14 protein-coding genes are annotated in these 14786 nt (G+C 45.8%); 7 read left to right on the forward strand and 7 right to left on the reverse strand.

The window, feature by feature from the left end; all coding sequences use genetic code 11:
• Positions 1–27: 27 nt before the first annotated feature.
• The 3 genes from ispG (at position 28) to F3I09_RS05045 (ending at position 3872) form a co-directional block, all read left to right on the forward strand.
• Positions 28–1971: a (E)-4-hydroxy-3-methylbut-2-enyl-diphosphate synthase gene (gene ispG / locus F3I09_RS05035; protein ID WP_149693962.1), complete on the forward strand. Its 1944-nt coding sequence runs from the start codon at positions 28–30 to the stop codon at positions 1969–1971.
• A gap of 511 nt (positions 1972–2482) precedes the next feature.
• Positions 2483–2863: a hypothetical protein gene (locus F3I09_RS05040; protein WP_223233138.1), complete on the forward strand. Its 381-nt coding sequence runs from the start codon at positions 2483–2485 to the stop codon at positions 2861–2863.
• Between the two features lie 76 nt (positions 2864–2939).
• Complete coding sequence (locus tag F3I09_RS05045; protein WP_149693963.1) at positions 2940–3872, forward strand: LysR substrate-binding domain-containing protein; 933 nt, start codon at positions 2940–2942, stop codon at positions 3870–3872.
• A 67-nt stretch (positions 3873–3939) separates the two neighbouring features.
• Here F3I09_RS05045 and F3I09_RS05050 read toward each other — a convergent pair whose 3' ends face one another.
• The 5 genes from F3I09_RS05050 to F3I09_RS34345 all read right to left on the reverse strand — a co-directional run bounded on the left by F3I09_RS05050 (position 3940) and on the right by F3I09_RS34345 (position 6719).
• Entirely contained in the window at positions 3940–4437 is a 498-nt protein-coding gene (locus F3I09_RS05050) for a lipocalin family protein (protein ID WP_149693964.1), read from the reverse strand.
• An 87-nt stretch (positions 4438–4524) separates the two neighbouring features.
• Positions 4525–4911, reverse strand: a complete 387-nt coding sequence (locus tag F3I09_RS05055) for a hypothetical protein (protein ID WP_188133696.1) — start codon at positions 4909–4911, stop codon at positions 4525–4527.
• 291 nt (positions 4912–5202) lie between these two features.
• Complete coding sequence (locus F3I09_RS05060; protein WP_149693966.1) at positions 5203–5661, reverse strand: hypothetical protein; 459 nt, start codon at positions 5659–5661, stop codon at positions 5203–5205.
• Positions 5662–6171: an RNA polymerase sigma factor gene (locus F3I09_RS05065; RefSeq protein WP_149693967.1), complete on the reverse strand. Its 510-nt coding sequence runs from the start codon at positions 6169–6171 to the stop codon at positions 5662–5664.
• A 269-nt stretch (positions 6172–6440) separates the two neighbouring features.
• Entirely contained in the window at positions 6441–6719 is a 279-nt protein-coding gene (locus F3I09_RS34345) for an SRPBCC family protein (protein ID WP_223233139.1), read from the reverse strand.
• 48 nt (positions 6720–6767) lie between these two features.
• Between F3I09_RS34345 and F3I09_RS05075 the strand changes: the two genes are divergently transcribed.
• The 3 genes from F3I09_RS05075 (at position 6768) to recR (ending at position 12137) form a co-directional block, all read left to right on the forward strand.
• Entirely contained in the window at positions 6768–9941 is a 3174-nt protein-coding gene (locus F3I09_RS05075) for an ATP-dependent DNA helicase (RefSeq protein WP_149693968.1), read from the forward strand.
• An 83-nt stretch (positions 9942–10024) separates the two neighbouring features.
• Positions 10025–11503 carry an Ig-like domain-containing protein gene (locus F3I09_RS05080; RefSeq protein WP_149693969.1) on the forward strand — a complete coding sequence of 493 codons (1479 nt, stop codon included), beginning with the start codon at positions 10025–10027 and terminating at the stop codon, positions 11501–11503.
• A gap of 16 nt (positions 11504–11519) precedes the next feature.
• Entirely contained in the window at positions 11520–12137 is a 618-nt protein-coding gene (recR, locus tag F3I09_RS05085; RefSeq protein ID WP_149693970.1) for a recombination mediator RecR, read from the forward strand.
• A gap of 190 nt (positions 12138–12327) precedes the next feature.
• Here recR and F3I09_RS05090 read toward each other — a convergent pair whose 3' ends face one another.
• Positions 12328–12519, reverse strand: a complete 192-nt coding sequence (locus F3I09_RS05090; RefSeq protein WP_149693971.1) for a hypothetical protein — start codon at positions 12517–12519, stop codon at positions 12328–12330.
• A 281-nt stretch (positions 12520–12800) separates the two neighbouring features.
• Positions 12801–13103: a hypothetical protein gene (locus F3I09_RS05095; RefSeq protein WP_149693972.1), complete on the reverse strand. Its 303-nt coding sequence runs from the start codon at positions 13101–13103 to the stop codon at positions 12801–12803.
• Between the two features lie 655 nt (positions 13104–13758).
• On the opposite strand from F3I09_RS05095, the gene F3I09_RS05100 reads away from it, so the two are divergent.
• Positions 13759–14775: a homocysteine S-methyltransferase family protein gene (locus F3I09_RS05100; RefSeq protein WP_149693973.1), complete on the forward strand. Its 1017-nt coding sequence runs from the start codon at positions 13759–13761 to the stop codon at positions 14773–14775.
• Positions 14776–14786: the final 11 nt, after the last annotated feature.

A 14786-nucleotide genomic window follows, 5' to 3' on the forward strand; every position in this document is an offset into this window, starting at 1 on the left:
TGCTCCATATTTATTTGGATTTCTTTTATGCAGCTATATTGTAATTCACTGACGGAGTATAAGCGACTGGCCACTTTAGAAGTAAAGGTTGGAGACCTGCTGATAGGTAACAATAATCCCATACGTATCCAGACCATGACCACTACGGATACCATGGATACCAAAGGTACTGTGGAACAGGCCATCCGTTGCATAGAAGCCGGTGCAGAACTGGTGCGTATTACCGCACCCAGCAAAAAAGAAGCAGAGAACCTGTTGCCCATCCGCAATGAACTGCGCAAAAGAGGATACACCACTCCCCTGGTGGCAGATATACATTTTACACCGAACGCTGCTGAAATAGCTGCCCGGATTGTAGAAAAGGTGCGTATCAATCCCGGCAACTACGTCGACAAAAAGAAGTTTGAGACACTCACTTACACAGACAGCGAATACCAGGAAGAAATAGACCGTATCCGTAAACAGTTCACCCCCCTGGTGAAAATATGCCAGGAACATGGCACTGCGATGCGTATCGGTACCAACCATGGCTCCCTGAGCGACCGTATCATGAGCCGCTATGGGGATACTCCTATGGGAATGGTGGAAAGTGCAATGGAATTCCTACGTATTGCGGAAGACCTGAGCTACAGGAACATCGTACTCAGTATGAAATCCAGCAATCCGCAGGTGATGGTGCAGGCCTACCGCCTCCTTATCCACACCATGCAGGAGCAGTTGGGTCACTGTTATCCGTTGCACCTGGGTGTAACAGAAGCGGGTGATGGAGAAGACGGCCGCATCAAATCAGCTGTGGGTATCGGCACCCTGCTGGAAGATGGTATCGGCGATACCATCCGCGTATCTCTTACTGAAGATCCGGAATTTGAACTGCCCGTATGCCGCGACCTGGTGAAACGCTATACTACCCGGCAGGATCATACACCTATCCCTCCGGTAGAACAGCTGCCTTATTCTCCTTTTGATCATAAACGCCGTGAAAGCATTGCCGTAAATAACATAGGCGCTAAGCAAGTGCCCGTTGTAGTGGCTGACTTCAGCACCACAACAGGTATTACACCGGAACATCTGCAGACAGTTGGCTATCACTATGACGCCAATACAGATAAATGGAATATTGCTGATGCTGCGGCCGATTACATATTCTCCCGTGAACTGCTGTCCTTTTCACTGCCAGGCACCCTGAAGGTGATCGTACCACATGATGTATGGAATGAGGCTACAGACAAGGAGAAATACATGCCGCTCTTTTCTGCGGAAGAATACCTGCAATCCAGAGAGCGTTCGACTATAATCAACTTCATTGACCATAATACCGGGGTAGACATACCGGAAACCTTACTGCTGCGGATGGCCAATGACCATACCATCGTGCTCTGCCTGCATTCTTCCAATGAGCACGCGATGCCGGAAGTAAGACGTACTATGATCACCCTGCTGGACCGGCAGATACAGCAACCTGTAATATTGAAATGCTTCGCGGAAGATAATACTGCGGATGAGCACCTCATACATTATGCCACTGAAACCGGCGCCCTCCTGCTGGATGGTTTCGGCGACGGTATATGGCTGATCAGTGAATCGACCGGTGCACAGGCTCCCGGTCATGCCCTGCTCAATAACATCGCCTTTGGCATTTTACAGGCCACCAGAACGCGTATTTCCAAAACAGAATATATTTCATGCCCTTCCTGCGGAAGGACCTTATTTGACCTCCAGGAGACCACTGCGAAGATCCGGGCGGTGACCAACCACCTCAAAGGTGTTAAGATCGCCATCATGGGTTGCATCGTAAATGGCCCCGGTGAGATGGCCGATGCTGACTTTGGATATGTAGGCAGCGGTGTTGGAAAGATCACGCTTTACAGAGGAAAAGAGGTCGTAAAACGGGGATTGAATAGTGAGGTGGCTGTCGACGAGCTGATCTCCCTTATCAAGGAGAACGGTATGTGGGTCGACACAGCGAATTAAAAGGATCAAATTGAAGCCTTGGGGAAAGGTCGTGTATATCAGTCACGCCTCAGGCGGGCTGTGTGTTTGTAGCCCGGGCTGACAACCCCGGGACATAATGAATTAAAACCGCGAATTAACAATAACAGGATATTAAATGAAAAGGTCTCGCAAATGCGAGACCTTTTTGATCAAGGTTAACAGGATGATTCATAAATCAATAAAGGGGGTCACTATATGTTCGTCAGACAATCGAATTGTTCGCTTCATCAACATTCACACTCCTTAACCACTTATAATAAGTTAAGGGGTTATCAAACATTTTGGGGTTAACTGTTATACTTTGTCAGGTGATACAAAGGTACGTCCACTCTAAGCCCTTTGTCAAGCGTATCAATACGCAATCTCTTGCGGAAACTACGTTTCAAGAAATTGCAAATCACTACGTTAAAACATCCGAATAAATATTATAGGTGAGCGTATCTACCTATTAAAAAAATGACTAATTTTTCGCCTTAATCCAACATTGAAAATGAAAAAGATTTTAACAGGAGTGTTAGCACTTTTCATGGGCGCATCGGTTGCTATGGCCCAGACTCCGGCAACCCAGCAGGCACCGGCAAAAGCTGAACACAGAGCAGAAAAGCCAGGTCAGAAAGCAAATCGTCCGGCACTGGACAGTGCCTCCGGCAAACCAGTGAAGAAAGACGGTACTCCGGACAAACGTTTTAAAGAAAACAAAGACGGAAAAGACACTAAAGCACAGGGTCCGTTAAAGAAAGATGGTACCCCTGACAAGCGTTTCAAAGAAAACAAAGACGGAAAACCAGAAGGTCCTAAAAAGGCAGATGGTACTCCTGACAAACGCTTCAAGGAAAATAAAGAAAAGAAAGCTGAAGAGAAAAAAGCTTAATAACGATTCACATTTTTCATCAGCGGTTATCCTGCCCCGGTAGGATAACCGCTTTTTTTCTTCGTACATTTAACTAATGTTGGACTTCAGGTTAAAAGTTTTCTACACAGTAGCCAGGCGCCTCAGCTTCACCAAAGCTGCTGAGGAGTTGTTCATATCACAACCGGCCGTGACTAAACATATTCACGAGCTGGAACAGCAATTAGGTATGGCGCTGTTTGAACGTATTGGCAATAAGATCAAGATCACCCGTGCCGGTCAGGTGATGCTCAAACATGCAGATGATATCTTTACCAGTTATCGTAACCTTGAGTATGAGATCAACCAGCTAAAGCATGAACAGGGCGGCCTGCTTTCTCTCGGAGCCAGTACTACCATCGCACAGTATTTCATTCCCCCCCTGCTGGCGCAGTTCAACCAACGCTACCCCGAGATAACCGCCTCCCTCATCTCCGGCAATACAGAACAGGTGGAACAGGCGCTCTTCGACAAAACTATCCAACTGGGATTGATAGAAGGCCGTTCAAAAAATCCGGTGCTAAAATATGTGGAGTTTGCAAAAGACGAGATAGCCCTTATTGGGAACGTAAAATATAACTATGGCGATGGCGATCCTGAGACCCCGCTGACAGCTGCCGAACTAAAATCTATTCCACTCCTGATGCGTGAACAGGGTTCCGGAACACTGGAAGTGATCACGGATGAACTCAAGCGGCTTAAACTGAAGCTCACTGACCTGCAGATAGCCATGTACATGGGCAGTACTGAAAGCATCAAGTCATACCTGCATTATGCGCCATGTGCCGCCTTCCTTTCCCTGCATGCCGTAAAGCGGGAACTGGAAGCAGGAGAATTCAAGATCCTGCCGGTAAAGAACTTCAAACTGGTAAGAAAGTTCCACTTCATTTATTTACAGGGGCAGCAGGATAAACTGGCGCAGTTATTTATGCGTTTTGCCAGGCAGCACGCCGGCACTCAAACCACAGATACTGAAAACAAAAACGCTTAACACTTCACACGGCTTTAGCCATGTAAATGTTAAGCGCTGTACTATATTAACGTATAACCTGTATCGCTTAGCTACGTTGCAGGGTATATATGATGTAAGCAGTCTTGCCTTCGAAGTTCACCGCTGCTCTCCATACCATAGAAGTATTGTTCAGAGAGCTGATCTCTACACGGTAACCTTCCGTTACATTCTTGGCTTTTACGCCGGAACCGACTTTCTTGAACTGGAACATGTCAACACCACCCTGTTTGTATATGGCCCATACGATGGGTTGTGTAGCGGTAGCACAACCATCCTCGGTAGAGGATAACGTATAAGAACCATTGTTGTTGGATGGGAGGACCCACTGACTGCCTTTGAAGCAGTTGTAAGATGCCTCATCAAAAACTGTCACCTTAGAACCTCTCGGAATACCGTCAAAACTAATATCTGTAATAACCCAGTTTCCTTTAACGGAACCTTTGCTGGCGCTTTGTTCTGTGTTGGTGGCTCCCGATTGTGTTTTACAGGATATGGCAAATACAGATGCTACCAGGCATAATACTGCAAGTGTAAGGTGTTTCATGTTCAAAATAATTTGATGTTTAAATTGTCAGAAATGCAATGCATTACGGACGCAAGGTGGGAAAAAACAAGAAACGTACCAAATCGCTTAGTGTACACCGGGAGGCGACATTTCCGTATGAGTTGGGTATAAGCGCATTAAACGCTCCTCCATATTCCGGAACTGCTGGTAAAAATAAATGGTACTGGCCACTAGCGCCATGATGATCACCATCATAGCAATAACGGTACAACGCCACCATATACTGACAGTGATAGTATTATTACGTGGTTGTAGAACATACGTGTAAGGCCCGCCCGTTTGCTGCCTGCCCGCCCCGGAATAATAGCCATCCCGTCCATGGGACGTCAGCCGCTCAGCAATTTTGTTCCATACGATTGCCGGTGGCGTAATGCCGCCATCGTCCATTACCTTTTGCAGCCTGTATTCTGCCGCCGATATTTCGGTGTTCAACTCAGGATACAAATTGCGCATATGCTCGAATAACTCAGCCTCCTCCTCGGAAGCTAAGCCCAGCAGATAAGTTTCAATAATGCCACTTTCTATGTAATCATTAAGGTCCAAGGCTAAAACGTATCTAATTTAATTACGGCAAATATTCCAGTTGCAGCATATTTTCTGCACATCCTTCAAATGTCAAATTAAGCTAATTCATTTCCAAATAAAAATCACATGATAATCAAGCTCTTTTTACAGCAAATTGATAATGAAGTGTTTATTTTGAACAGCATAAGTATATACACCTATGTTACCACAAATATCTGATTATTTTGGGGACCTAACCTGCTCTGTATGTGATGACTGCAGTTCTGTTTTTCTTTCCCGTGACTGCTGGTATTTGAGAAAAAAATAGATCGCAAAGAAAAGACAGATTTTGGAGAGGATAAAGGTGATAATAAAGAACAGGCGCCACCACTTGTGAACAGTAATGTGTTGTTCATCCTTTGAATGTATATTGATAAAGGTATAACGGGATTTATCGTCTGGAGGTATTTTATCGCGCCAGTTGATATGTTGGAATATACGTTGTTTGAGATGGGGAGAGGGTAGCACTGCCTCTGCAAGGGCCGTTTTCTCCATTCTGCGCTCCACGGCCATCACCTCAGCATTCAGTGATGGGTACAAACGCCGCATCTGCTGCAATTCATCCATCTCACTGGTTGTTGCGATCCCAAGCACGTAGCTCTCAATGATCCCACTTTGTATGTAGTGATTAAGTTCCAATTATTCCCCTAAAAATTTTCTGAATGCAACCATGATGTCTTTCAGTTTTGCCATTACTTCATCAGGTTGTGCCCCTAGCATGCGGGCCACCGCTTCTTTGGGCAGTCCTTTATAATAACACAAATGGAATATTGTCCTGCTTTCTTCCGGGAGCTTGTTTGCGAAACGCTGTAACAAATTACTGTCATGTTTCATAATGTCATCACCGTTACTTTCGCTTTCCTCCATTATTGCGGCTTCCTTAACGGCCTGCTCGCGGGCCATTCTCATCAGCCATCCGAATAAAGTGGCACTCCCTGTGTCTCTGAATACTACAACGTTCTTAAATACATGAATAAAGGTCCTGGCCAGCACGTCTTCTGCTGTTGCCGTGTCACCAACCACCTGTAATATGATACTGTACAATGCGGGGCCATAATAGTCATAGACCAGTTCCTGGGCAACGGGATCTCCTGCTATCAATCGTTCAGTGATAATGTATTCGTCGATATGTACAGCTGCTTGCTGCAAATGTTATAGGTTTAAGAGTAAACTAAGATAAACTATTAATTAGTAACGATCAATTTCTTGTTATAACATCTTATTTTACCTTAGCCCTTTCCGAATAGCCGTTCAATTGCCGCTTTACGGAAAGCAAAGATGTCCCGCAGCTGCCGCTGCACAAAGAGTGCATGGGCGATATTACCTAATATTCCTAACGGCATGGAATAATGTACAATGTCCGTCATTCTGACCCCTTCCGGCACAGTTTCAAAATGATGCTGGTGGTGCCATAACCCCTACGGCCCCTGCCGCTGCTCATCAATAAAGTATTTACCTTCCACTACATGCGTGATCTCTGTCATCCAATTCAACGGGATGCCAAGTACAGGATGGATCACATAGGTAACGATCTGCCCCGCATACACGGGCTTACCTGTTAAAGGTGAAGTGATTGTATAACACATATACGATGGCGTGATCTTTTCCAGGTTCTCCACCCGCGAAAAGAATGTCCAGGCATCATCCATACTGGTGTTTAATATCTGCTCATACTGCAAACGATAGATTTTTCCCATAACTTCATATATGTTTTGTATGGCCCGATGCCATCTTCAAATATAGTCATGTCCAGAGATCAGTACCAACGTCATTTCAGGGAAGTCTATGCCCGGCTGAACGGGCAGCAGCGCGCAGCCGTCGACCAGACGGAAGGCCCTGTCATGGTCATTGCCGGCCCCGGCACAGGTAAAACACAGATCCTTGCCTGCCGTATCGGCAAAATACTCCTGGATACCGACTATCTGCCTCAGAACATCCTCTGCCTTACCTATACAGATGCCGGAACAGTGGCCATGCGGAAACGGTTAACAGACTTTATCGGTCCCGATGCCTACCGCGTCAATATCCACACCTTCCACTCTTTCTGTAACGAAGTGATCCAGGATAACCTGGGCCTCTTTGACAAACACCACCTCGATCCCGTTTCAGAACTGGAAAAGATCCAGTTGCTGAAAAAGCTGATCGACGGCTTCACAAAGGATAATCCCCTGAAACGCTACCGGGGAGACGTGTACTTTGATATGAAGAACCTGGCCCATCTCTTCTCTATCATTAAAAAGGAAGGCTGGACTGTGGAATATATCACTCATGCTATCTCTGCCTATATTGAAAGCCTTCCCGCAAGGGATGCCTTCATCGCAAAGAAAGCAGGCAGGCACTTTGCCAGGGGGGATATCCGTACAGATAAGATCGCCCAGGAAAAGGAAAAGATGGTACGCCTCCAGGCCGCTGTAGAGCAGTTTCCCATATTTACCGCTTCCATGCATGCTGCAGGCCGCTATGATTTTGATGATATGATCAATTGGGTGATCGGGGCATTTGAAACTAATCCCAATCTGCTGGCCGACTACCGGGAACGGTTCCAATACATCCTGGTAGATGAATACCAGGATACCAGCGGCACCCAGAACAAACTGGTACAACTGCTGATAGGTGAACAGGAAAGCCCCAACATCTTTGTTGTGGGTGATGACGATCAGTCCATCTACCGCTTCCAGGGCGCCAGTATTGAGAACATGGCCCAATTTGCAGACACTTTTGCGGATACGCTGCAAACCATCGTGCTGACACATAACTACCGCTCCGTACAGTCTATCCTGGATGTATCCATGTCCCTGATAGAAAACAACGGAGACGCCAGGCTGGTAAACCAGTTACCAGGACTTAGCAAGCACCTGACCGCTGCTGCCAGTCACCTGATACCACTGGATATTCCGCCTGTTATCCGGCGTTACAATACGCCCCGGGATGAAATGATAGACATTACCCGGCAGATCGCTCAGCTACTGGATAACGGCGTAGCTCCCGGCAGGATCGCTGTTATTTACCGGGAAAATAAATACGGGGAAGAGCTGGCCCGCTACTGCCGGTTCCAGCATATCCCCTTCTATTCAAAACGGAGCATCAACCTGTTTGAAATACCGTTTGCCCGGAAGGTGCTGACTATCCTCCGCTATATCGCCTGTGAAATAGATACACCTTATAGTGGAGATGATCTGCTGTTCTCCATCCTGCATTACGACTTTTATAACATCCCTGCCATAGAGGTGGCCAAGATCAGTATAAGGGCCGCAGAGAAAGGTTACAGGGAAAAGTCTTCCATACGCCAGTACCTCCAGGAATGGCAACATACCCGCAATCTCACTCTTTTTACGGCGGCGCCGGAACAGGCCCTGATCGATTTTACCCGTATCATGGAGGCGCTGATAAAGGATGCACACAACCTCACCCTGCAACAGCTTTTTGCTGCCATTATCAATGAATGCGGAATACTTTCGTATGTAATGCAGTCGCCGGAAAAGCCCTGGTTCATGAAAGTACTGCAGTCACTCTTTGACTTTATAAAAGCGGAAACACACCGGAATCCGGATCTGACACTGGTCCCTTTTATGGACATGACGGACCTGATGGAACATAATAAGATCACTATTCCCATCGTCCAGGTTTCAGGGAACGAAAAAGGGATCAATCTGCTCACAGCCCATGGCGCCAAGGGACTGGAATTTGAGTATGTATACATTGCCGGCGCCAACTCCCACCTGTGGGAAAAGAAAGCCAGGAGCAATACCGGCTTTGCCTTCCCGGATACCCTCTTTACCACTGCGGTAACCAGCACTGATGAACAGGAGCTGCGCAGACTGTTCTATGTGGCAATGACCCGGGCGGAGAAATACCTGTATATCAGTTATCCTGAGTTCAGAACAGATGGTAAACCACTGGAACCCAGCCTGTTCATCACAGAAATACTGGAACAACATACGCTGCCTGTTGAGAAAGTAATTATTCCGGAGGATGTCCTGTTTACATTTGAGGCCCTCCAATATACCCATGGCGTGGCGCCGGAAATAGCGAGAACCGACCAGCAGTTCATTGATACTCTGCTGGCCAGTTTTGTAATGAACGTGACCGCCCTCAATAACTATCTGGACTGCCCATTGGGCTTTTATTATAAAAACCTGGTACGGGTACCTTCCGGCCGCTCGGAAAACACAGAGTTTGGCTCTGCCGTGCACTATGCGCTGGAAAAACTGTTCCAGAAAATGCAGGAAAGCAAACAATATGAATTCCCCTCCAAAGAAGAATTCATCCGTGACTTTACCTGGAGCATGCTGCGCAACCGGGAAAGCTTCACCAGGGAATCCTTTGAAAGAAGGCTGGAATACGGAAAAGATATCCTGGACAGCTATTACGACACCTATCTGTCGCAATGGAACAAGGTGGTCAGCGTGGAACGGAACGTCCGGAATGTAGTGGTCAGCGGCGTACCGCTGAAAGGCAAGATTGACAAGCTGGAGTTTGAGGGTAAGCTGGTGAATGTAGTGGACTACAAAACCGGCGATTATGAAAAGACCATCAGGGAATACCAGAAATTTGCCCGCCCTGACCAGCAACACCCTGACGGCGGGGACTACTGGCGGCAGGCGGTGTTTTATAAGGTCCTGCTGGACAATTACCACCAGAAGAACTGGAAAGTGGTAAGTACCGAGTTTGACTTCATTGAGCCGAACAGACAGAAAGTATATCATAAGGAAAAGGTGGTCATCACTCCGGAGGATGTCAGCCTTGTTACGCAGCAGATCGTTTCCACCTGGACAAAGATCCAGAACAAGGAATTCTATACCGGTTGCGGTAAAAAGGACTGCGTATGGTGCAATTTTGTGAAGGATAATAAACTGTATGTGGCGCTTCACGAGCCAACGGAAAACGAAATGGAACTTCCCGCCCGTTTGGGAGACTGAATAAGGGTTATGGCAGACTGATTTGGATTTTACTGTTTGGAATTTGATCTTTGGAGCCGGTTTTTGGTATAATACTATAGATAATGAATCATAACTTCCGTGGCTGGGCCTACTGGCTGATAATGATAAGTGCCTCCATCTTTTTGTTCCCAGGCTGCGCCAACATTGTTCCACCCAGCGGCGGACCTAAAGATACACTTGCTCCGAAGCTGGCTGGCATTACGCCACCGGATTCGACCCTCCACTTCAAGGCGAAGAAGGTCACCTTTACATTTAACGAATATGTGCAGCTGGACAACATCTTCGAAAAGCTGATCGTATCTCCTACCCTCAAACGTATTCCCACCGTGACTTCCAAGCTGAAAACCGTTACCATGGTGATCAAGGATACGCTGGCCGAGAATACCACTTACACTTTTAACTTTTCAGACGCCATCCGCGATAACAATGAAAACAATCCTATACAGGATTTTCAATATGTCGTATCTACCGGCGACTACCTGGATTCTCTCCAGGTTAGGGGCTTTATCATAGATGCAGAAACCGGGAAACCTGACAGTAATGTGTCAGTGATGATCTACCGGAATAACATAGATTCTGTGGTGTCCAAAGAGAAACCCGTCTATTTTGCCCGTTCAAAAGGAAGTGGGGCCTTCTGGTTCAGGAATATGGCTCCGGGAAATTACAAGCTGTTTGCCCTGAAAGAAGAAGACAGGGACCTCCAGTACAATCAGCCAAAAGAGTTGATCGCCTTCAGCGACAGTCTACTCCACCTAACTGATAAGAACCTGAAAGACATCACCCTGCTCATGTTTATGGAACAGGACAGTACGCTAAAGAAACCTGAAGGGGCCGCGCAGGAGCAACAACCGGCGGAAGAAGAAACTGAGAAGGAAAAAAAGGACAAGGAAAAAGAAAAGAAAAAGAAACGCACCCTGAATATTTCCCCTGACCTGGCCGACAATAAACAGGAATTGGGCAAACCTTTGCTGCTCACCTTTAGTGCGCCTGTCAAAACGCTGGACAGTACAGCCTTCCATCTGACACAGGATACGGTGTTCACGCCGGTGGCGTTCACCACTTCCTTCGATTCCACCCGTACCAAACTATCGGTACATTTTGACTGGAAAGAAGGTAAGCCCTACAGGCTCATCATACCTAAAGAATCTGTGGCCGATACAGCCGGTATTCAACCGGCAAAAGCAGATACGATCAGCTTTGCCGCCAAAAAGGAATCTGATTATGGCAAGGTTATGCTGACCCTGACCCTCAGCGACAGCACCAAAGCCATGGTTAGCGATACCATGCATTATGTGGCCCAGCTGGTCAGTAATAAGGAAGTGAAATACTCGGGGAAAATTGAACGGAACTCCTGGGTCCAGAAACGTATTACCCCCGGGGAATATGAGGTATGGATACTCCTGGACGACAATAATAACGGGAAATGGGACCGTGGCGTGTACTATGGTACGCCTAAAAAACAACCGGAAAGAGTAGTCAGCTTCCCTAAAAAAGAGAATATTAAAGCCAACTGGGGAGTAAAGATCCCGCTGACATTATAATTCCTAATTTTACATCATGATATTTTCCTCCGCCCTGATAGAAAATGCAGTTAATGAGTTTGCGCGGTTGCCGGGCATTGGCAAAAAAACGGCGTTACGCCTGGTATTGCACCTGCTGAAGCAGGATCCCGCACAGGTAAAGCTGTTTGGTGAAGTAGTGACCCGTATGCGGGATCAGATCAAATTCTGTAAGATCTGCCATAATGTTTCCGACCAGGAGATCTGCAGTATCTGCGCCAATCCCTCCAGGAATAAGGCGCTGGTATGTGTGGTAGAGAATATCCGTGATGTGATGGCCATCGAAAATACCCAGCAGTTCAACGGGACTTATCATGTATTGGGTGGTATTATCTCCCCTATTGACGGTGTAGGCCCGGACCAGCTGAATATCTATACATTGGTGGACAGGGTGCAGCAGCAAGGGATCGAGGAGATCATTATGGCGCTCAGCCCAACAATTGAAGGAGATACAACGATCTATTATCTGTCTAAAAAACTCAAGGAATTCCCGGTAAAGATCACAACAATTGCCAGGGGTATTGCCTTTGGCGGTGAGCTGGAATATGCGGATGAGATGACGCTTGCAAGGTCTATCTCCAACAGGTTGCCGCTGGAGAGCTATGTACAGAAGTAATGATAAAACTGATCAGTCAGCCGGCAGGCACATCTGAACATTATAAAAAAAGCAAAACGCTTAACGCAGAATGGTCGCCCATTTCGTGTTAAGCGTTTTGCTTAAAAAGATACGAGTGCTGAACAACACCCGTGTGTGTTTAACCTGTAATTCCACGTTATGAAAAATCGTTATGGTTGGTTAATGCTTTTTATGTTAAATGCTCATCACGCTGTTCACCTTCTCTTTCTCTCAGTTCTCTCCAGCGCTGCATCTCGTATTTATTCAAAAAACAGATCTTAAATACCTCTGAACCCTCCCTGTCAGCATCCGCAGGCACCGGGTACAGTCCATACTGAGCCAGGTGTTGCTGCAAGCTTTGTACATGCTCGGCAATACTCATTGTAATAATGATTTAATGCAGGTTAAAAACTAAACGGTCAAATGGTGGTAATGCGCCGGTTAGCAGCAACAGGCCTGGTTATAATGGCAATTGCCTGTAAGCATGTTCTGGGTGTTGAAATGCCTTAACGATTGTTGTACGTCTTTTTGCATCGTAATTCTCATTGCGGAAGCGTTGCTTCCTATTACCCTACAAATATAGTAGACTTTACAAATCAAAACAAATTTTTTCTGCGTACCTCTTATAAATCAAAAAGGGAGGTTATCAATCCCTCCTCGATTTTATGCTGAAGTTATCTTTTCAAAATGTTTTAGCAACTCCTCAACTGTAGACAACTTTGTTTTCTCTCTTTTTTCTCTGAGCTTGATTTTCTCCTCCTCACTAATAGAACGATCTATCAATAGATCATCAATTTCCTTAATTACCTCTTCCCTTGTTCTATCAATGTCCTTTTGTTCATAATACGCAGAAATCTTAGACCAGATAAATTTTATGCCCAAAGCTAAAGCCGGCGCTAAAATTATAAGCCATGATTTAAGAGGGTTCTCTTCTGGTAAATTACGTGCGAGACTTGCGATTAACATTCCTCCACCGGCTCTATTATCTTTCTTTACATCTTTGGAGGTTATGGAATTTTTTGGGGGACGAAACCTTTGCCAAAAATGTATTTATTTAAGTCCTAAGAATATATCAGTAAACCGATTGACTGTATTTATATCGTTTTTCTTCTCAAGATCAAGTTCAACGATCTCCCCGCTTTTGCTCGTAATCTTGATTTTCCTTGTCTTTTTAAAGTTGCTGATAAAAATTCCACCGAACTTTGAAACGACCGATACAGCAAATACAACGGCAAACGCTATCGTGATTATTGAATTAGTCATAAATATGGTTTGAGTCTTTATGCAACAAAAGTAAATATTTTATTGACAATCTTTTGTTTTTAAATAGAATAAAATAAAGTTATACTAATTGAATATCATTTACTTACGGTTATTAAAATGATAATGAATAGATATTCTTGTCAACCATTGTATCACGCTTTACATTTAGGTTAATTTTTCTTTATACATCATTTCCATTCTTCGTGCTTCATATTCCCGTCAGCTCTTTCGCCATGCTGCCCACTCGCGTAATAAGGTAATTATTAAGTACCTTTGTTTATTAGTTTCCGCGGGTGGATTTGTTTATTGTTCGACCTGCGGGTATTATTAAACCGTAACTAATAAACGTATCACAATTATGAAATCATTATCCCAATGCGCCGCAGAGCGCATTCTGATCATTGATGGGGCAATGGGTACCATGATCCAGCGGTACAAGCTGGAGGAAGCGGATTACAGGGGTGAACGCTTTAAAGATTATCATCTGGATGTAAAAGGTAATAATGACCTGCTCTGTCTTACACAACCCCATATCATCGAAGCAATACATAAAGAATACCTGGAAGCCGGCGCCGATATTATCGAGACCAATACTTTCAGCAGCACTACCATTGCTATGGCAGACTACGATATGCAGTCGCTTGCCTATGAGCTGAACGTGGCTGCTGCGCGTATCGCCAGGAAAGCTGCAGATGAGTATACTGCCAAAAACCCTGATAAACCAAGGTTTGTGGCAGGAGCGATAGGCCCGCTGAACAAAACGCTATCCCTCTCTCCCGATGTAAACAATCCGGGCTTCCGTTCCGTTACTTTTGATGAGGTAGTAGATGCCTACTATGAACAGATCAAAGGATTGCACGAAGGAGGAGTAGACATTCTGCTTATTGAGACCATCTTTGACACACTGAACAGTAAAGCGGCCATCTTCGCCACAAAGAAATACTTCCGTGATATTGCCAGGCCGGAACTGCCGGTAATGATATCAGGCACCATCACGGATGCTTCCGGAAGGACCCTGAGCGGCCAGACGCTGGAAGCGTTCTATATCTCCGTGATGCACGCAAGGCCATTCTCAGTAGGGCTCAATTGTGCGCTGGGTGGAGAACAGATGCGGCCTTATATTTCCGAGCTGTCGCAGATAGCAGCCTGCAATGTAAGCTGCTACCCTAATGCGGGTCTGCCGAATGCATTTGGAGAATATGATGAAACACCAGATCATACGGCGCACATCATTGAAGATTTTGCCCGTGAAGGTTTTGTGAATATCGTAGGTGGCTGTTGTGGCACCACACCAGACCATATCCGTCATATTGCAGACCATGTAAAGAAGTTGCCTCCAAGACCTCTGCCCGTACAGGTGGAAGAACTGGCGTAAATCCGTACTGA

Source organism: Chitinophaga sp. CF418 (assembly GCF_900142925.1).
In the GTDB taxonomy this organism is placed as follows: Bacteria; Bacteroidota; Bacteroidia; order Chitinophagales; family Chitinophagaceae; genus Chitinophaga.